Raw genomic sequence first — 18,209 nt, 5'->3', positions numbered from 1 at the left:
AAATGGAATTACACAAGTTTTTGCAGGAAGGGATGAGCTTCGCCGGCTTCAGCCTTTTCCGGCCTAGCAGTGCGGATGTGATGCACGGTTTCGATGCAATGACGCGCATCTTCAATGCCGTAGCCACGACCCGCAAGGATTTCCCTATAGCTGATGGTATGCAGGTTAGTAAACCCAGCAGAGAACTCAATTTGTTCACCATCACAGCTGATGTTACGGAAGGTCGTCTGCTTACCTTTCACTTCTTCAGGCAGATCGTTGGCATCAATAGACAGAAACCAAGGAACACGCGCCTTTTCATATTCCAGATAACCGGCAGCTTTATAGTTATCGGCATAGTGCAGCACGTTTTTTTCCAGGTTGCCGAAGATAAAGTGCAGCATATCGAAGAAGTGCACTCCGATATTGGTGGCAACACCGAAGGACTTGCGGGGATCACCTTTCCAGCTTTCCATATACCACTTGCCGCGCGAGGTGATGTAGGTCAGGTCAACCTGGAACTTGTCAGCACGCTGCTCATTGGCCACTTTTTCTTTCAATTTCAGAATTACGTCATGGTGGCGCAGCTGAAGGATGTTATAGACCCGCTGGCCGGTCTCCTTTTCCACCAATGCCAGCTCATCCAGCATTTCGGGCGTCGGAACCAATGGTTTTTCACAGATAACATTGCAACCAAGGCGCAGACCGGCCGCAATGTGCGGATGATGCAGGTAGTTTGGCGAGCATACAGCCACATAATCCAAAGCCGTCTCAGGCTTACGTTTCAACTGCCAAGCATGTTCCTGAAAGCGCTCAAACTCGGTGAAGAACTCACTAGCCGGTGAAATACTGTCAATAATACCGACTGAGTCGTTGATATCGTAACCAACACTCAGCTGATTACCTGTTTCCTTGATCGCTTTCATGTGACGTGGTGCGATGTACCCCGATGCGCCGATCAGTGCAAAATTTTTCATTTCTATCTGTTCCTTACCATTACGCCCTGACGATATGCTCTGCCGGTTCGCGGAACTTGCCACGACTATCGATAACCAGTTTGGCGTGCTGCTTGATCAGATCATAATCAAAACGATCATGATCGGTTGCCAGTACAACAGCATCATAATTAGCCAGGTTTTCCGCCGTTAGCGGTTCACTAGACAGTTCAAAGTGGTGTTCACGCATTTTCGGGAACACCGGCACATGAGGATCGGAATAAGCAACCACGGCCCCTTTGGCTTCGATCAGCTCCATGATCTCGACTGATGGAGATTCACGCATGTCGTCTACGTTTTTCTTGTACGCTATGCCTAATACCAATACGCGACTGTTTTTCAGCGCCTTGCCTGCTCCGTTCAAGCCATCCATCAATTTGCTGATCACATACTCCGGCATGGCACGGTTTACTTCACCTGACAGCTCAATGAAGCGGGTGTGCAGGCCATATTCGCGGGCTTTCCAGGTCAGGTAGAAGGGGTCAATCGGAATGCAGTGCCCTCCCAGCCCCGGGCCGGGGTAGTATGCGGTAAAGCCGAACGGCTTTGTTTTAGCGGCGTCAACGACCTCAAAGATATCGATGCCCATGCGGTCGGCGACTATCTTCATTTCATTTACCAAGCCGATGTTCACTGCTCGGTGAATATTTTCCAGAAGTTTGGTCATTTCAGCCGCTTTGGTTGAGCTGACGGGCACTACTTGATCAATTGCTTGCTCGTACAAAGCAATCCCGGCTTCAAGGCACGCAGGGGTATGGCCGCCCACCACTTTGGGAATGGTGCGCGTTTCAAAGTCTGGGTTACCTGGGTCTTCACGTTCTGGGGAGTAGACCAGGAAAAGCTCATCCCCCACTTTCAGGCCAGTCTCTTCTGCACGTGACAGCAGCTCTTCTTCAGTAGTACCCGGGTAGGTGGTGCTTTCCAGTGAAATCACCTGACCGGCGCGCAGGTGTGACTTAAGCGCATCCATGGTGTTGATGACGAAGCTGATATCCGGCTCACGGTACTTGTTCAACGGTGTGGGTACACACATTACCAGCGCATCACATTCACTGGCACGACTGAAGTCAGTGGTCGCTTCAAACCCGGTTTGTCTTGCTTGGGCAATTTTATCGCCTGGGATATGTTCGATATAGCTTTTACCAGCATTCAGCTGGCCTACCTTGTCAGCATCAATGTCGATACCAATCACTCTGTAGCCGATGGCGTTATAGCGCAACATCAATGGAAGGCCAACATAACCCAGGCCTGCAATACCGATGACGGCTTCTTTATTTTTGAACTTGGTGAGTGTGGCTTGAAGTGTCGACATTGGGATCTCTAAATCTATTTACTGAATATTTGGTTACGGAAATTATGCTGCGCTGGATAGTGCCTAATAGTCTGTACCGGCTACGATGGCATTCATGTATCTCTGCTTTCTTGTCTTTCGCTCACTGTCTGAACTCCCATACCCCCAGCTATGGCGCTAGCTTCTATATTTCGTACTGGTGTTACAAACTGCTGCTAGCGAGTGCCTTAAAACCTTCTTCGCACCTTCATCCCCATGCACCAGACGTACTTCGCCGGGTTTGTACTTGATTCCCTTGACAAAATTCACCAACCCTTGCTGATCGGCATGGGCCGAATATCCGCCAATAGTCTCAACCTGAGCACGGATGGTATAGCGTTCGCCATCCAGCTCAACCCAACCGCCTTTAGGGCCATATTGCTGAATATCCCGTCCTGGTGTGCCTTCAGCCTGGTAACCAACGAAAAGCACATCGTGCCGTTCGTCACCTAACATCGCTTCTAGGTAGTTGACGATGCGACCGGCGTTGCACATGCCGCTGCCGGCGATCACGATGGCCGGGCGACCGGAGCTGGCCAGGTGGTGCACCATTTTCAGGTGTTCCTGATGGCTGTCGACAGTGAGCAAGGTGTCGAAGGCCAGAGGTTTGCGGCCCTGCTCCAGTCGAGCCTGAGCTTCTTCATCCCAGAAGGGTTGTAGCTCTCGGTAGGCGGCTGTGAACTTAGATGCCAGGGGTGAGTCTAGTATTACAGGTATCGAGGGTTTAGGTGTTTTATTTGTTCGCTCGCGGAGCGTGCTCCCACAGCTGCTTGGAGCTAACTCACTGTGTTGACCTGTTCGCTTACAGGGTGAGCTCCCACAAGCAGCTTGTTCTATCGATGTACTGGGGTTCTCTGGTTCATAGTGCGAGCTTTCACACCACTGGTGCTGCCCAAGCAGCTCTTCCAGTTCGTAAAGTAGTTCTTGCGTACGGCCTATGCTGAAAGCAGGAATCAGAATGCTGCCGTTGTTGTGAAGCGCACGGTCAATAGCGGCTTTTAGCCGGTGCTTTCGTGTGGCGCGGTTTTCGTGGTTGCGGGCACCATAGGTGCTTTCAAGCACCAGAATATCGGCTCTTTCTGGTGGTTCGGGTGCAGGCAGGAGTGGTGTCTCGCTGGCGCCCAGATCACCGGAGAAAACGACTCTGGTGCTTATTCGCTCGCGGAGCGAACTCCCACTATCTTTCTTTGTTGATGGGGCTTCTGCACCCTTACTGTTTCGCTCACAGAGTGAGCTCCCACAAGGTTGGGAAGTCGCATCCACTATTGTTGGATCGCACTCCGTTGTGAAAGCGCACTCTATGTGCGAAGACTCTTCCTTCTTTCCAACATCGACTTCCACATAGGCGGAGCCGAGGATATGCCCGGCGCGTTGCAGTCTGATCTGTACTTTGTGTTCTGGCGTATCGCTCAGCGTGAACCATTGCTTGTATGGCAATGCGATCAGACGCTGTTCAATCTGTTGCAGGTAGCGTTCGACCAGTTTGCGATCACGGCTGATGCCAAGTTTGAAAGCGTCTTCCAATACCAGCGGCAGCAGTTTTGCTGAAGGCTGAGAGCAAATAATTGGTCCTTCAAAGCCAGCGGCAAGTAGCCAAGGGATGCGGCCCACATGGTCGATATGAACATGGGTGGCTATCAGTGCTTTGACGCTGCTGATGTCGAAATCAATTATGTGACAGTCGTGGTGGTTGCCATTACCGATTTCACTGCCCTGAAACAGGCCGCAGTCAATCAAGAAGCTGGTTTCACCATCAACATGAAGCTGATGGCATGAGCCGGTGACTCCATCACGTGCGCCGTGGTGGTCTATTTTCATTGTGGCAGTTCCTTTGCCTTATTTTTGTAGTTTGGGGTGTATGAGCTCTTCGCGCGCGGAGCGCGCTTATATGGATCCGCCCGGGTTGCAAGCCTTTGACCAGTAGATAGAGATTGCATGCTTATATCCGGCCTGTCATCGGGGCGTATCCACCCCTGGCCATTATGAGATATGCACTTGCTGTCCTGATCTCCCACTCGGCTTCTATGAGCCATGCGCGCTCAAAGGCTTCAGCAAGTCGATCTTATCTGTGGTGTCCTAAGGCTCTGCGCAACTCTGGTGATGAGTACCTGTTACATTACTGAGTATTAATATGGCTGACGCTCATGCCCGGTAACACTCTTCCCGTGTCATGAGCGCCCAGACAATGCGGGCCAGCTTGTTGGCCAGCGCGACGATGATTGTATTGGGATGTTTCCCTTTCATCCCGTGAAGCCATCGGGCCAACCGCGAGTCGTCAGTGTGTATCAAGGCGCGATAGGCCGCACGAGCACCATGCACGAGCTGCTTGCGCACGTGGACGTTTCCCTGCTTGCTAATGCCCAGCAGGCGCTCTTTGCCACCACTGGCATGCTGCCGGGGCACCAGGCCCAAGTAGGCACTGAAGTGCCGCGCTGACTTGAAGTGACCGGCATCGCCCGCGTGACTGTACAGCAGAGTGGCATTCACTGGGCCGATACCTGGAATGCTTTGCAGGCGTGTACAGACTGGGTTGTCTCGTGCGATCTGTTTCAGCTCGCGGTCATAGTGAGCAATGCGCTGTTCACGCTCAAGCCATTGATCTCGCAGATCATGAATCAGTTGGCGGCCTCGGTGGCTCAACTCAGCGTCGGCATCTTCTAAAACGCGTGGAACAGCCTCCAGGATGGCTCGATGTCCTTGGGCAATAACGACCCCCATTTCCAGCAAGATGCCCCTCAGCTCATTGCCAATGGCCGTGCGCTCTTTAACCAGCCGTTCACGTACTCGGTGTAGTGCCTGGATGTCGAGCTGGTCGACCGATTTGGGTGCCACTGAAGGCATCGCCGGTCGGGCGGCGGCTTCGGCGATCGCGGCAGCGTCACGCTGATCATTTTTATGCACCTGAACGAAGGGTTTTACGTACCGGGGATGAATAATCTTCACCTGATGCCCGAGCGCACTGATAGCACGTGCCCAGTAATGAGCACCGCCACAGGCTTCAATGGCAACCAGGCTTTTCGGTTGGCGCGCCAAAAAGGGCAGGAGCGCATGCCGTTTCAGTTGTTTTGCAAAGCGGGTATGCCCCTGTTGATCATTGCCTTGAAGTTGGAAAACATGCTTGGCCAGATCAATTCCGATGATGCTAGTCTTATTCATGAGATGGATCCTCTTGCCTGGATGCCGAACCTTGATTGGTCTGCAAACTCAATCATGGCACGGGGTGGGCGGATCCATCTCATTTCCCACAACAGTCATAACCGCTGCAACCACAGGGACTGCTATATCAAGACACTCCAGCGCTAGGGTGCTGATAGTTGCACTTCAGACACGCTACCGCCCGGAGGTTATAATTCGGGCAATCCTCAACACCCCTGTTTTCCTGTTTGTCTTGGGTCGTGAAGCCGCGTATTTAGCGGTTTCAATGCATGTTACGTACTACCCAACTTCCCTGAACTCTGCCTTACTGAGCAAAGCGGAACAATGATACCTGCCGAGCCTTTGTTTGCAATGATCGGTGCCGGTTCTTTCGCGCGCGGAGCGCGCTTATATGGATCCGCCCGGGTTGCAAGCCTTTGACCAGTAGATAGAGATTGCATGCTTATATCCGGCCTGTCATCGGGGCGTATCCACCCCTGGCCATTATGAGATATGCACTTGCTGTCCTGATCTCCCACTCGGCTTCTATGAGCCATGCGCGCTCAAAGGCTTCAGCAAGTCGATCTTATCTGTGGTGTCCTAAGGCTCTGCGCAACTCTGGTGATGAGTACCTGTTACATTACTGAGTATTAATATGGCTGACGCTCATGCCCGGTAACACTCTTCCCGTGTCATGAGCGCCCAGACAATGCGGGCCAGCTTGTTGGCCAGCGCGACGATGATTGTATTGGGATGTTTCCCTTTCATCCCGTGAAGCCATCGGGCCAACCGCGAGTCGTCAGTGTGTATCAAGGCGCGATAGGCCGCACGAGCACCATGCACGAGCTGCTTGCGCACGTGGACGTTTCCCTGCTTGCTAATGCCCAGCAGGCGCTCTTTGCCACCACTGGCATGCTGCCGGGGCACCAGGCCCAAGTAGGCACTGAAGTGCCGCGCTGACTTGAAGTGACCGGCATCGCCCGCGTGACTGTACAGCAGAGTGGCATTCACTGGGCCGATACCTGGAATGCTTTGCAGGCGTGTACAGACTGGGTTGTCTCGTGCGATCTGTTTCAGCTCGCGGTCATAGTGAGCAATGCGCTGTTCACGCTCAAGCCATTGATCTCGCAGATCATGAATCAGTTGGCGGCCTCGGTGGCTCAACTCAGCGTCGGCATCTTCTAAAACGCGTGGAACAGCCTCCAGGATGGCTCGATGTCCTTGGGCAATAACGACCCCCATTTCCAGCAAGATACCCCTCAGCTCATTGCCAATGGCCGTGCGCTCTTTAACCAGCCGTTCACGTACTCGGTGTAGTGCCTGGATGTCGAGCTGGTCGACCGATTTGGGTGCCACTGAAGGCATCGCCGGTCGGGCGGCGGCTTCGGCGATCGCGGCAGCGTCACGCTGATCATTTTTATGCACCTGAACGAAGGGTTTTACGTACCGGGGATGAATAATCTTCACCTGATGCCCGAGCGCACTGATAGCACGTGCCCAGTAATGAGCACCGCCACAGGCTTCAATGGCAACCAGGCTTTTCGGTTGGCGCGCCAAAAAGGGCAGGAGCGCATGCCGTTTCAGTTGTTTTGCAAAGCGGGTATGCCCCTGTTGATCATTGCCTTGAAGTTGGAAAACATGCTTGGCCAGATCAATTCCGATGATGCTAGTCTTATTCATGAGATGGATCCTCTTGCCTGGATGCCGAACCTTGATTGGTCTGCAAACTCAATCATGGCACGGGGTGGGCGGATCCATCTCATTTCCCACAACCTCCAACAATCAGTAAATCAGGGCGCTTTCCAGAGGCTGCTTCCCACTCGAATAATGGGTATGTTGGTTTGCACGCACAGGCTTAAGGCGCAACTAAAGCATTCATGTGGGCATTCGGCCCTGAGAGCTCATTCCGGTATACTGGGGTCATCATTTAACTGGATACTCGGGACATTTTGATGACTGATCGCCTCACCCTTACCCGGCCAGACGACTGGCACCTTCACCTGCGCGATGGCGAAGTGCTTGAGCACGTTGTACCCGCTACCGCTCGCCAGATGCACCGCGCCATCGTCATGCCGAACCTGCGCCCACCGGTGACCGATGCCGAGCAGGCGCTGGCCTATCGTGAGCGTATTCTGGCGGCAGCACCTGAGGGCAGCGATTTTGATCCATTGATGACGCTTTACCTGACCGACAACACTACTCCGGAAACCATTGCTGCAGCCAAGGCAACCGGTAAAGTTGCCGCCGTCAAACTCTACCCCGCCGGCGCAACGACCAACTCTGACTCAGGGGTTACCGACCTGGGCAAGCTGGATGCCGTATGCGAGGCACTCGAGGAAGCCGGCATGCCTCTGCTGGTACATGGCGAGGTTACCCATAACCATGTGGATATCTTTGACCGTGAGAAAAAGTTCCTGGACGAGATACTGACGCCGCTGGCCGGCCGTCATGCCAACATGAAACTGGTGGTTGAGCACATTACAACCCGCGATGCAGCCGAGTTTGTAAATGCTCATGGCGATAACGTGGGCGCCACCATCACCGTGCAGCACCTGGCCTACAACCGCAACCACATGCTGGTGGGCGGCATTCGTCCGCACCTGTTCTGCCTGCCGATTTTGAAGCGTAACGTACACCAGCAGGCACTGCAGGATGCCGTTGTCAGTGGCAGCAGCAAATTCTTCCTGGGCACCGACTCTGCTCCACACGCAAAGGGCGCAAAAGAGAGTGCTTGCGGCTGTGCCGGCTGTTACAGCGCTTACGCGGCGATTGAGCTCTATTCAGAAATCTTTGAAGACCTGGGTGTGCTGGAAAAGCTGGAAGGCTTTGCCAGCCACCACGGTGCTGACTTTTACGGCCTGCCGCGCAACAGCGATACCATTACACTGGTGAAGGAAGACTGGCAGGTGCCTGACGAAATGCCGTTTGGCTCGGATATCATTGTTCCTCTCCGTGCTGGTGAGACCCTGCGCTGGAAACTGGAAGGTTGATATATTGGGTTCGCTTGCCGAGTGAGTGCCTAGCTCTGATCGGGTCTGGTATTCGCTCGCGGAGCGAGCTCCCACGGGGATTTGACCAATAGTGGGTTCCGGTGGAAGCTGACATTCGCTCGCAGAGCGCGCTTATATGGATCCGCCCGGGTTGCAAGCCTTTGACCAGTAGATAGAGATTGCATGCTTATATCCGGCCTGTCATCGGGGCGTATCCACCCCTGGCCATTATGAGATATGCACTTGCTGTCCTGATCTCCCACTCGGCTTCTATGAGCCATGCGCGCTCAAAGGCTTCAGCAAGTCGATCTTATCTGTGGTGTCCTAAGGCTCTGCGCAACTCTGGTGATGAGTACCTGTTACATTACTGAGTATTAATATGGCTGACGCTCATGCCCGGTAACACTCTTCCCGTGTCATGAGCGCCCAGACAATGCGGGCCAGCTTGTTGGCCAGCGCGACGATGATTGTATTGGGATGTTTCCCTTTCATCCCGTGAAGCCATCGGGCCAACCGCGAGTCGTCAGTGTGTATCAAGGCGCGATAGGCCGCACGAGCACCATGCACGAGCTGCTTGCGCACGTGGACGTTTCCCTGCTTGCTAATGCCCAGCAGGCGCTCTTTGCCACCACTGGCATGCTGCCGGGGCACCAGGCCCAAGTAGGCACTGAAGTGCCGCGCTGACTTGAAGTGACCGGCATCGCCCGCGTGACTGTACAGCAGAGTGGCATTCACTGGGCCGATACCTGGAATGCTTTGCAGGCGTGTACAGACTGGGTTGTCTCGTGCGATCTGTTTCAGCTCGCGGTCATAGTGAGCAATGCGCTGTTCACGCTCAAGCCATTGATCTCGCAGATCATGAATCAGTTGGCGGCCTCGGTGGCTCAACTCAGCGTCGGCATCTTCTAAAACGCGTGGAACAGCCTCCAGGATGGCTCGATGTCCTTGGGCAATAACGACCCCCATTTCCAGCAAGATGCCCCTCAGCTCATTGCCAATGGCCGTGCGCTCTTTAACCAGCCGTTCACGTACTCGGTGTAGTGCCTGGATGTCGAGCTGGTCGACCGATTTGGGTGCCACTGAAGGCATCGCCGGTCGGGCGGCGGCTTCGGCGATCGCGGCAGCGTCACGCTGATCATTTTTATGCACCTGAACGAAGGGTTTTACGTACCGGGGATGAATAATCTTCACCTGATGCCCGAGCGCACTGATAGCACGTGCCCAGTAATGAGCACCGCCACAGGCTTCAATGGCAACCAGGCTTTTCGGTTGGCGCGCCAAAAAGGGCAGGAGCGCATGCCGTTTCAGTTGTTTTGCAAAGCGGGTATGCCCCTGTTGATCATTGCCTTGAAGTTGGAAAACATGCTTGGCCAGATCAATTCCGATGATGCTAGTCTTATTCATGAGATGGATCCTCTTGCCTGGATGCCGAACCTTGATTGGTCTGCAAACTCAATCATGGCACGGGGTGGGCGGATCCATCTCATTTCCCACAACATGTAGTTGAGCATATTGGCAGGCACTTGTGGGAGCGCACTCCGTGCGCGAATCCCTAACTAACTACCAACGCAAAGATAAAAAGGCGCACAATGGCGCCTTTAGTGTTCCACATCATCCCTGATCATTACTCGCTGTGGATCAGCCCATCCAGGCGCTGAACATCCAAACCGTCTTCTCTTGCTGCGTGATGTAATCACTCATCAAGGTCGTTGTACCCTCATCATCCGCTTCACCGGCCAACTCCATGATTTCACGCTGCAGGCCGATCAAAACCCGGTAGCCTTCCAGCAAGCCCTGTACACAGTCACGCCCTGCCGTAACGTTCTGGGCTTCCTTGATTTGGCTGGTTTCCAGATAAGTACTGAAAGCGTGAGCCGGCTGTTGACCCAGTGTCAGAATACGCTCGGCAATTTCATCCACTTTCAGCAGCAGGTCGTTGTACTGCTCTTCAAACTTGACGTGAAGCTCAAAGAATTCCGGCCCTTTCACATTCCAGTGAAAGCCCCTCACGTTCATGTAGAAGATCTGGTAACTTGCCAGCAGCTCATTCAGTCGCTCGGCCAGCTGAGTGGATTTCTCGGAGTCCAGTCCAATTCGATTCGTGTGCATCATTAGCCTCCTCGCTGCCTTGAATGTGTTCTCAAGCCTAGTACATTCTACGCATGACTATCAAAAGTCGTTCTCTATTGCAGCGATTAACCCTTTCTATAATGCGCCCCGCACTTCTATAAATAAAAACTATCGAGCTTTTAGCTTTAATTTATTTCAAACATTCACACTTTAGTATTAGCATGTAAGAGTTCCACATGACCCACTCACAAATGGAGATAGACTGTAATGGGTATCGTTAATACCGAGATCAAACCGTTTCAGGCAACAGCGTTCAAACAGGGTGAATTCGTAGACATCACCGAAGCCGACGTTAAAGGCAAGTGGGCTGTATTTTTCTTCTACCCGGCTGACTTCACTTTCGTTTGCCCGACCGAACTGGGCGACGTAGCGGACAAATACGAAGAGCTGCAGAAGCTGGGCGTTGAAGTGTTCTCCGTGTCTACTGACACTCACTTCACTCACAAAGCTTGGCACGATGCTTCCGAAACCATCGGCAAGATCAACTACTACATGGTTGGTGACCAGACCGGTAACATCACCAACAACTTCGGCGTAATGCGCGAAGGTATGGGTCTGGCTGACCGTGCTACTTTCCTGATCGATCCGGAAGGTATCATCCAGGCTGTTGAAATCACTGCTGAAGGTATCGGCCGTGACGCTGACGACCTGCTGCGCAAGGTTAAAGCGGCTCAGTACGTAGCTTCTCACCCGGGTGAAGTTTGCCCGGCGAAGTGGAAAGAAGGCGAAGCAACTCTGGCTCCGTCTCTGGACCTGGTCGGCAAAATCTAAGCCTGACTACCGGTCTCCCACCGACCGCCTTGGTCGGTGGGCTCTCCCCTCCCCTTGCTCCACCGAAAAACCTGAATCCCAATTTCCTATCACAGGACACGAACCATGTTGGATGCCAACCTGAAACAGCAATTGGACGCCTACCTGCAGAACATCGTGACGCCGATCGAACTGCTCGTGTCCAGTGATGACAGCCCTAAGGCAAAAGAGATCGAAGAGCTGGCAGGCGAAATCGCCTCGCTCAACGACAAGATCAGCAACACAACCGGCGATAACCGCCGCACGCCAAGCCTGGCCATTGCCAAGGCCGGCGAAGCGCCCCGCGTCCATTTCGCTGGTGTGCCCATGGGCCACGAGTTCACCTCGCTGGTACTGGCACTGCTGCAGGCCGGTGGCCACCCGTCCAAGGCTGATGCCGAGCTACAGGAGCAGATCCGTAATCTGCCGGGCAAATACGACTTCGAAACCTACATCTCGCTGTCCTGCCAGAACTGCCCGGACGTGGTGCAGGCGCTGAACCTGATGGCGACGCTCAACCCGAACATCACCCATACAATGATCGACGGCGCCCTGTTCCAGCAGGAAGTGGACGAACGCCAGATCATGGCGGTGCCTTCCGTATACATGAATGGCGAGCATTTCGGCCAGGGCCGCATGACACTGGAAGAGATCGTCAACAAGCTGGATACCGGTGCCGCCGAGAAGAAAGCCGCTGCGCTGAACGAGAAAGAGCCCTACGAAGTACTGGTTGTAGGCGGTGGCCCGGCCGGAGCATCCGCTGCGATCTACGCTGCACGCAAAGGTATACGTACAGGTGTGGTCGCTGAGCGTTTCGGTGGTCAGGTAATGGATACGGTCGGCATCGAGAACTTCATCTCCGTGCCCTACACCGAAGGCCCCAAACTGGTGGCCAGCCTGGAGCAGCACGTCAAGGAGTACGAAGTTGACGTGATCACCGAGCAGGCCGCGACCAAGCTGAAAAAAGGCGAGCTGATTGAAGTTGAGCTGGCCAGTGGCGCAACCCTGAAAAGCCGCAGTGTGATTCTGGCCACCGGTGCGCGCTGGCGTGAAATGAACGTACCGGGTGAACAGGAATATCGTGGCAAGGGTGTAGCCTACTGCCCGCACTGTGATGGCCCGCTGTTCAAGGGCAAGAGCGTCGCCGTGATCGGTGGCGGCAACTCCGGTATCGAAGCCGCCATCGACCTGGCGGGTATCGTCAAGGACGTGACCGTACTGGAATTCGCTGACACCCTGCGCGCCGATGATGTACTTGTGAAAAAAGCAGAATCTCTGCCCAACATCACCATCATCAAACAGGCGATGACCACCGAGGTATTGGGTGACGACAACAAGGTTGTCGGCCTGAAATACAAGGACCGCAACACCGATGAAACCCACGTACTGGACGTAGCCGGTATCTTCGTTCAGATCGGCTTGATTCCGAACAGCGAATGGTTGAAAGACAGCCTGGAACTGAGTGAGCGTGGCGAAATTGTCATTGATAGCCACGGCTCCACCTCCATGCCGGGCGTATTTGCAGCGGGCGATGTCACCACTACGCCGTACAAGCAGATCGTCATTTCCATGGGCTCGGGCGCAACCGCCGCACTGGGTGCCTTTGACTACATGATCCGCAACTAAAGGCTCTGGCGCCATCAAAAAAGCCGCTTCTCATGAAGCGGCTTTTTTGGTTACCGAGGTCTGCATGCGCCTGGCCAGCACAAGCTTGTCGATTTGATCTCTCACTGCTTCAGGGTCACGCACAAAACGCCATTCAAGGCTGTTATTGCCACGCCCTCTTAACGTCAGGCTGCCCCAACCCAGAAGTCGTCCTGCGAGGCTCCGCTCAAGGGTGACACCGTCCACACTCAGCAGGTACAGATCTTCGCGGTGTTTGCCCAAAAGGCCATGGTTAAGGGTAAGGCGCAGGTTGGTCACCTCATACCGGGTGCTGAACTCCCTCACCAACCGGTGCAATGCATCCAGTGCAAACAGCAGTGCAACCAGACCCAAAGCGATGGCTATCCAGCTAGCCGGAATACCCGCACCTTCCCACAGAAAGCGAGTCGCCAGCTTCCGGTATTCTTCCACCAGCCACCAGCTATCCCAGAAAGGCGGGTTTGCCAGCGCACGTGCGGACAAATAGATAAATACAAGCGTCACAACCAGGTCCAGCGCGCCACGCGTCAGGGCCAGGCAGGAACGTTTAACCGATAATAACGTTTTCTCGTTGGGCAGCATCACGGATCCTTGTCAGCCTTGAATTCTTCCGGCGCAATTCTAGCCCGAATCAGCTTAATAAAACCCTACCCTGACAAATATTCGACTCCCGTCCACAGTCGGAGCTTCATGCGAGAAGCTCTGGATGCATATGAAAGTACAGAACTAATAGGGAAAGGCTTACCCCAGCGCGGCGTCCAGTACCAGCATGGCGGCAAAACCTCCCATAAGTCCGAGCGTGGCCGGGGTTTGATGCCCGTTACGATGGGTTTCAGGAATCACTTCATGCGAGACAACAAAGATCATGGCCCCGGCAGCAAGACCCAGCCCGACCGGATAGGCCAAAGGCATGCCGCCGGAAATCCCGATTCCGACAAAAGCCCCCAGCAGCTCCATCAATCCGGTGCCAGAGGCCACAGCCGCTGCCATAACCGGGCTCAACATGGCCGCACGTAATGCCAGCGCCACCGCCAACCCCTCGGGTACATTCTGAAACAGAATCGCGGCCGTCAGCGGTACGCCAACACTCATATCGTTGTCGGCAAAACTGACCCCGATCGCCATGCCCTCCGGCAGGTTATGCAGTGCAATAGCCAGGAAGAACAACCAGACACGGCCGATACGCTCACAACCGGGGCCACATGGGCCTTCGTTGTCATGCTCGTGGGGCGTGAATCGATCCAGCCCCAGCATCAGCAGCACACCTAACCCCATGCCGGTAATCACGACCGCAACCGGCAGCAAGGGTATTTCAATCAGTGCTTCAGCGGCTTCGATACCGGGCAGAATCAGGGAAAAGGTACTGGCAGCCAGCATCATGCCCGCAGCAAACCCGAGCATGGTGTCCTGGGTACGCGCCTTGATATTCCCCAGCATCAACGCAAGAAAGGCGCCCACGGCTGTCGAGACGAAACCGCCAACACCACCGAGCATGGCATTTTGCAGACGCTCTCCACCCCCGTTCTGTACAGCGACAATACTGTTCTGCACAAGCAGCAGCAAAACAACAACCAGTGCGACCGACATGCCGATGGCGGCAAAACGGTGTCGGATAAGTTCACGCTTGAGTGCCGCACGAAAGCTGTCATTCAGCGCCTGAGCCTGCTCCATGAGAGGATCTCCAATCAATCATCGAATGACTAGAGACTAAGCTCCTTGAGAATCCAGGTCCAATGAACCCGACCTATTCAGGTTATAGGTCCGCTCAATACAACGCCGCTTCAAGCACTGAACAACTGAGCTTTACGCTCACGCTTGGCGCAGTACATCCGCTTATCGGCAATATCCAGTAGCTGCTCCGGCTCAACGCCGTCACCAGGAATAACCGCCGTACCGATACTGGCGCTCAGTTGGTACGACTCGCCCTCGAAAAGAAATGGAGGCTGATTGACGGCATCAATGCGTGCAGCCGCTGACTCAACACTTTCCGGACTTTCCAGCGTCGCCAGGACAACGCCAAACTCATCCCCGCCAAGACGTGCAGCGGTATCAATATCACGGGTTGCCTTGACAAGGCGGTGGGCAAACTCGAGGATTACCGCATCCCCCACCCGGTGGCCATAATTGTCATTGATCTGCTTGAGCCCATCCATATCAATCATCAACACCCCTGCCACCTTTTTATCCCGGTCAGTCAATGCCACGGCATTGCGCAACCTGTCCATAAACAGCGCACGGTTTGCCAGGCCGGTCATATCATCATGGGTTGCCTTGATGAACAGGTCATCACCACTGTATTTCACAGAGAAATACATGGCAGCAGCAATCACATCTGACAACATACTCAGCAAAACGACATCGCGCTTCTGGAATTTGTCCGGTTGGGCAGAAAGGGCTTTGAGTGCACCAATGGCAATGCCTCGGTGCTTGAGAGGGATAATGATCATCGACCTCAATCCCACTCGGTGGCAGGCATCAAGATCTACACGGGTATCAGTTTCGACATCCTTACACAGCAGACTTTTGCCACGGCGCACACACAGACCGGTGAGGCTCTGGTCGATTTTCAGCCTTAACCCCAATTGAGGTCGAGCAATACCGGCAGCCGCACGATAGACCATGTCCTCACGCTCCGCCAATTCAATAGCAGCACCATCAGCATCGATCAGTGATAGCGTCTGTTCGACGATGAACTGCATGGCCCCACCCAAATCCAGCCCCAGCTTGGCAAGCTCACTTTGGATACGGATTACCTGCAGCAGCTGTCTGCGCGTAGGCATGATCCAGTCCTGAGTTGACTACCGGGGGCCAATAAAGGCGAAGGCAAAGCAATAGACTTCCCCCTCAATCATAATAGTCGCTGAAAGTGAACGATGCCATTTCAGGAAACGAACAGAGAGAGAACGGCCAGGCTACCCCGCAAAAAATGGGCAACCTGACGCGGGGTCAATCCACCATACGCGGGTCTACAGCCGCCAATTCAGCGGGCATTTTGTAGTGCTGGTGGCGATTGAGTCGTTTTTCCAACAAACGGAAGGAGCCGATCATCACGGCGGCAATCAGCAGATAGAGCACGCCGGCCGCGGCAAAGATTTCCAGCGGTGTATAGGTACGCGCAATAATCGTACGGGCAGCGCCGGTAATATCCAGCAAGGTAATCGTGGATGCCAGGGAGCTGCTTTTGAGCATCAGAATCAGCTCATTGCCGTAAGCAGGCAGCACGATACCGAAGGCACGGGGCAGCACAATGCGGCGAATCTTGAGCACACGGCTCATACCAAAAGCATCGGCCGCTTCCAGTTCGCCCTTGGGGATTGCCTGGATGGCGCCGCGAATCAGCTCGGCGGAGTAGGCTGCAGTATTCAGAGTGAAGGCAATAATTGCGCACCAGTAAGGCTCGCGCAGAATCGGCCAGAGTACCGATTCACGAATCACTTCAAACTGCGACGCACCATAGTAGATCAGGAAGATCTGCACCAGCAGCGGTGTGCCACGGAAAAAGAAGATGTAGCCAAAGGGCAAGGCACGTAGCCAGGGGTTGTGCGATGCACGCATCAGCGCCAGCGGTACTGCCAGCAACAGCCCCAACAGGCCGGAGAAAAACACCAGCTCCAGCGTCAACCAGACACCGTCGATCAGGCGCGGGAAGTACTCAATGATGACATTCCAGTCCCAGTTCATGCAGCAGCCCTCCGTGAGGCCGGATCAGCGCGACGCTCAAGCCAGGTGGTCATCAGTGTGGAAATGACGGTCAGTCCCAGGTAGATCACAGCTGCCGCCATGTAGAAGGTAAACGGCTGCTTGGTCGAGCCGGTTGCGACATAGGCCTGACGCATGAGGTCGTTCAAACCGACCACCGATACCAGCGCAGTGTCTTTCAACAATACCTGGAACAGGTTTCCCAGCCCCGGCAGCGCCAAACGCCATACCTGCGGCAGAATAATTCGGAAGAAGGTTTTCAGTGGTGTCATGCCCAGCGCTTGTGCGGACTCCCACTGCCCTTTGGCTATGGCCTGAATGGCGGCTCGAAACACCTCGGTGGAATAGGCACCAAACGCGATCGACAGGGCTGCAACACCCGCAGCAAAAGCGCTGATCTCGATGTATTCGGTATAGCCAAACTGCTCGGCAATGGCCATCAGAACCATGGAGCCACCGAAATAGATCGTCAGGACCAGCAACAGCTCGGGGATACCACGAATAAAGGTGGTATAGGCGGTTGCCAGCGCGCGAGCCGGCCAGAAACGGGACAGTTTAGCTGATGCACCAAGCAGGCCGAATATCAGGCCGAATACCAGGCTGGTCAACGCCAGTTTGACCGTCACCCAGGCGCCGGACAGCAGCAGGTCACCAAAACCAAGTAAATCCATTGAACAGAGTATCCGCTAGCGGAGCCGACCGGGGCCGGCTCCAGTGTGGTATCAGTAGATGGAGAACGGGAAGTAACGGGCGTTAATCTTCTCGTAGGTGCCATTTTCAACGATCGCCTTGATGGCCGCATTGAACTTCTCTTTCAGCGGGTCACCCTTGCGGATCGCGATGGCGATTTCGTCATCGATATCGATATCTTCGCCCTTGAAATCAAACCCCTTGCCATCCTCAGAGCGCAACCAGTCGTAGGCAGGGAACTTGTCAGACAGCAACGCATCCAGACGGCCGTTGGCCAGGTCCAAATAGGCGTTGTCCTGAGTGTCGTACAGCTTGATATCAACCACGTCAGCCAGGTTGTCTTCCAGATACTGGCCGGCAATGGTGGCACGCTGAGCACCAACGGTCAGACCTTTCAGGCCGGCTTCGCTGGTATCCAGTTCCTTGCCTTCAGCAGCAACGAAAGCCAGTACATTGGAGTAGTAGCGATCGGTAAACTCGACCACGCGCTGACGCTCTTCCGTCACGGACATGGAGGCGATGATGGCGTCATATTTGCGCCCCATCAAACCGGGGATGATACCGTCCCAGTCCTGCGCCACGATTTCGCAGTCAGCCTTCATTTCAGCGCAGAGTGCCTTGGCAATTTCAACATCAAAACCGGCCAGTTCACCCTGTTCGTTAATCAGGTTGAATGGCGCATAGGCACCCTCGGTAGCGATACGGATTTTATCGCCAGCCAGTGCAGCTGTGCTTGTTACGGTAGTAACGGCTGCCAGAGCCACTGCAGAGATCAGTTTGTTTATTTTCATAGAGTATTCACCGATTCAGTTGTATTGAGATTGACCC

At 54.3% G+C, this 18,209-nt stretch carries 16 protein-coding genes; 3 read left to right on the top strand and 13 right to left on the bottom strand.

The annotated features are described in order from the left end of the window. Positions 1-8: 8 nt before the first annotated feature. The 5 genes from O3C79_RS07525 to O3C79_RS07505 form a co-directional block, all read right to left on the bottom strand. Positions 9-956 carry a Gfo/Idh/MocA family oxidoreductase gene (locus tag O3C79_RS07525; protein WP_494385782.1) on the bottom strand — a complete coding sequence of 316 codons (948 nt, stop codon included), beginning with the start codon at positions 954-956 and terminating at the stop codon, positions 9-11. A 19-nt stretch (positions 957-975) separates the two neighbouring features. Next, positions 976-2,286 (bottom strand): UDP-N-acetyl-D-glucosamine 6-dehydrogenase, encoded by a 1,311-nt coding sequence (gene wbpA / locus O3C79_RS07520; RefSeq protein ID WP_494385425.1) that lies wholly within the window; start codon positions 2,284-2,286, stop codon positions 976-978. Positions 2,287-2,442: 156 nt separating this feature from the next. Continuing rightward, complete coding sequence (locus O3C79_RS07515; protein WP_494385424.1) at positions 2,443-4,122, bottom strand: MBL fold metallo-hydrolase RNA specificity domain-containing protein; 1,680 nt, start codon at positions 4,120-4,122, stop codon at positions 2,443-2,445. 324 nt (positions 4,123-4,446) lie between these two features. Continuing rightward, positions 4,447-5,460, bottom strand: a complete 1,014-nt coding sequence (locus O3C79_RS07510; RefSeq protein WP_494384249.1) for an IS110 family RNA-guided transposase — start codon at positions 5,458-5,460, stop codon at positions 4,447-4,449. Positions 5,461-6,105: 645 nt separating this feature from the next. After that, the gene (locus tag O3C79_RS07505) at positions 6,106-7,119 is read right to left on the bottom strand and encodes an IS110 family RNA-guided transposase (protein ID WP_494384249.1); all 1,014 of its coding nucleotides are present in this window, start codon (positions 7,117-7,119) and stop codon (positions 6,106-6,108) included. A 272-nt stretch (positions 7,120-7,391) separates the two neighbouring features. On the opposite strand from O3C79_RS07505, the gene pyrC reads away from it, so the two are divergent. Then, positions 7,392-8,429, top strand: coding sequence for a dihydroorotase (gene pyrC / locus O3C79_RS07500; protein WP_494385423.1), 1,038 nt, complete (start codon positions 7,392-7,394; stop codon positions 8,427-8,429). Between the two features lie 390 nt (positions 8,430-8,819). Here pyrC and O3C79_RS07495 read toward each other — a convergent pair whose 3' ends face one another. Both O3C79_RS07495 and O3C79_RS07490 read right to left on the bottom strand, forming a co-directional pair. After that, positions 8,820-9,833 carry an IS110 family RNA-guided transposase gene (locus tag O3C79_RS07495; protein WP_494384249.1) on the bottom strand — a complete coding sequence of 338 codons (1,014 nt, stop codon included), beginning with the start codon at positions 9,831-9,833 and terminating at the stop codon, positions 8,820-8,822. Between the two features lie 234 nt (positions 9,834-10,067). Further along, a complete protein-coding gene (locus tag O3C79_RS07490) occupies positions 10,068-10,541 on the bottom strand; it encodes a Dps family protein (RefSeq protein ID WP_494385422.1) in 474 nt (157 codons plus the stop codon). A gap of 231 nt (positions 10,542-10,772) precedes the next feature. Between O3C79_RS07490 and ahpC the strand changes: the two genes are divergently transcribed. Then, positions 10,773-11,330: an alkyl hydroperoxide reductase subunit C gene (gene ahpC / locus O3C79_RS07485; RefSeq protein WP_471777533.1), complete on the top strand. Its 558-nt coding sequence runs from the start codon at positions 10,773-10,775 to the stop codon at positions 11,328-11,330. A gap of 105 nt (positions 11,331-11,435) precedes the next feature. Beyond that, complete coding sequence (gene ahpF, locus O3C79_RS07480) at positions 11,436-12,974, top strand: alkyl hydroperoxide reductase subunit F (RefSeq protein ID WP_494385421.1); 1,539 nt, start codon at positions 11,436-11,438, stop codon at positions 12,972-12,974. A gap of 30 nt (positions 12,975-13,004) precedes the next feature. Here ahpF and O3C79_RS07475 read toward each other — a convergent pair whose 3' ends face one another. From O3C79_RS07475 to O3C79_RS07450, 6 genes are all read right to left on the bottom strand, one after another. After that, a complete protein-coding gene (locus tag O3C79_RS07475; RefSeq protein ID WP_494385420.1) occupies positions 13,005-13,574 on the bottom strand; it encodes a PH domain-containing protein in 570 nt (189 codons plus the stop codon). A gap of 159 nt (positions 13,575-13,733) precedes the next feature. Continuing rightward, positions 13,734-14,663, bottom strand: a complete 930-nt coding sequence (locus tag O3C79_RS07470; protein WP_494385419.1) for a ZIP family metal transporter — start codon at positions 14,661-14,663, stop codon at positions 13,734-13,736. A gap of 110 nt (positions 14,664-14,773) precedes the next feature. Beyond that, complete coding sequence (locus O3C79_RS07465) at positions 14,774-15,772, bottom strand: diguanylate cyclase domain-containing protein (protein ID WP_494385418.1); 999 nt, start codon at positions 15,770-15,772, stop codon at positions 14,774-14,776. A gap of 166 nt (positions 15,773-15,938) precedes the next feature. Next, positions 15,939-16,673, bottom strand: coding sequence for an ABC transporter permease (locus O3C79_RS07460; protein WP_076460368.1), 735 nt, complete (start codon positions 16,671-16,673; stop codon positions 15,939-15,941). Then, a complete protein-coding gene (locus tag O3C79_RS07455; RefSeq protein ID WP_494385417.1) occupies positions 16,670-17,362 on the bottom strand; it encodes an ABC transporter permease in 693 nt (230 codons plus the stop codon). The genes O3C79_RS07460 and O3C79_RS07455 overlap by 4 nt, the downstream gene beginning before the upstream one ends. Positions 17,363-17,413: 51 nt before the next feature. Continuing rightward, positions 17,414-18,172, bottom strand: a complete 759-nt coding sequence (locus O3C79_RS07450) for a transporter substrate-binding domain-containing protein (RefSeq protein ID WP_010325005.1) — start codon at positions 18,170-18,172, stop codon at positions 17,414-17,416. Between the last annotated feature and the right edge of the window lie 37 nt (positions 18,173-18,209).

It is taken from the genome of Marinobacterium sp. NO-S09, assembly GCF_059179545.1.
This window is presented reverse-complemented; position numbering and strand designations above follow the sequence as displayed.

What these genes read in the sequence shown, in the direction of transcription:
- O3C79_RS07525 (WP_494385782.1), bottom strand. Translation starts at nt 956, where the DNA reads ATGAAAAATTTTGCACTGATCGGCGCATCGGGGTACATCGCACCACGT.
- wbpA (WP_494385425.1), bottom strand. Translation starts at nt 2,286, where the DNA reads ATGTCGACACTTCAAGCCACACTCACCAAGTTCAAAAATAAAGAAGCC.
- O3C79_RS07515 (WP_494385424.1), bottom strand. Translation starts at nt 4,122, where the DNA reads ATGAAAATAGACCACCACGGCGCACGTGATGGAGTCACCGGCTCATGC.
- O3C79_RS07510 (WP_494384249.1), bottom strand. Translation starts at nt 5,460, where the DNA reads ATGAATAAGACTAGCATCATCGGAATTGATCTGGCCAAGCATGTTTTC.
- O3C79_RS07505 (WP_494384249.1), bottom strand. Translation starts at nt 7,119, where the DNA reads ATGAATAAGACTAGCATCATCGGAATTGATCTGGCCAAGCATGTTTTC.
- pyrC (WP_494385423.1), top strand. Translation starts at nt 7,392, where the DNA reads ATGACTGATCGCCTCACCCTTACCCGGCCAGACGACTGGCACCTTCAC.
- O3C79_RS07495 (WP_494384249.1), bottom strand. Translation starts at nt 9,833, where the DNA reads ATGAATAAGACTAGCATCATCGGAATTGATCTGGCCAAGCATGTTTTC.
- O3C79_RS07490 (WP_494385422.1), bottom strand. Translation starts at nt 10,541, where the DNA reads ATGATGCACACGAATCGAATTGGACTGGACTCCGAGAAATCCACTCAG.
- ahpF (WP_494385421.1), top strand. Translation starts at nt 11,436, where the DNA reads ATGTTGGATGCCAACCTGAAACAGCAATTGGACGCCTACCTGCAGAAC.
- O3C79_RS07475 (WP_494385420.1), bottom strand. Translation starts at nt 13,574, where the DNA reads ATGCTGCCCAACGAGAAAACGTTATTATCGGTTAAACGTTCCTGCCTG.
- O3C79_RS07470 (WP_494385419.1), bottom strand. Translation starts at nt 14,663, where the DNA reads ATGGAGCAGGCTCAGGCGCTGAATGACAGCTTTCGTGCGGCACTCAAG.
- O3C79_RS07465 (WP_494385418.1), bottom strand. Translation starts at nt 15,772, where the DNA reads ATGCCTACGCGCAGACAGCTGCTGCAGGTAATCCGTATCCAAAGTGAG.
- O3C79_RS07460 (WP_076460368.1), bottom strand. Translation starts at nt 16,673, where the DNA reads ATGAACTGGGACTGGAATGTCATCATTGAGTACTTCCCGCGCCTGATC.
- O3C79_RS07455 (WP_494385417.1), bottom strand. Translation starts at nt 17,362, where the DNA reads ATGGATTTACTTGGTTTTGGTGACCTGCTGCTGTCCGGCGCCTGGGTG.
- O3C79_RS07450 (WP_010325005.1), bottom strand. Translation starts at nt 18,172, where the DNA reads ATGAAAATAAACAAACTGATCTCTGCAGTGGCTCTGGCAGCCGTTACT.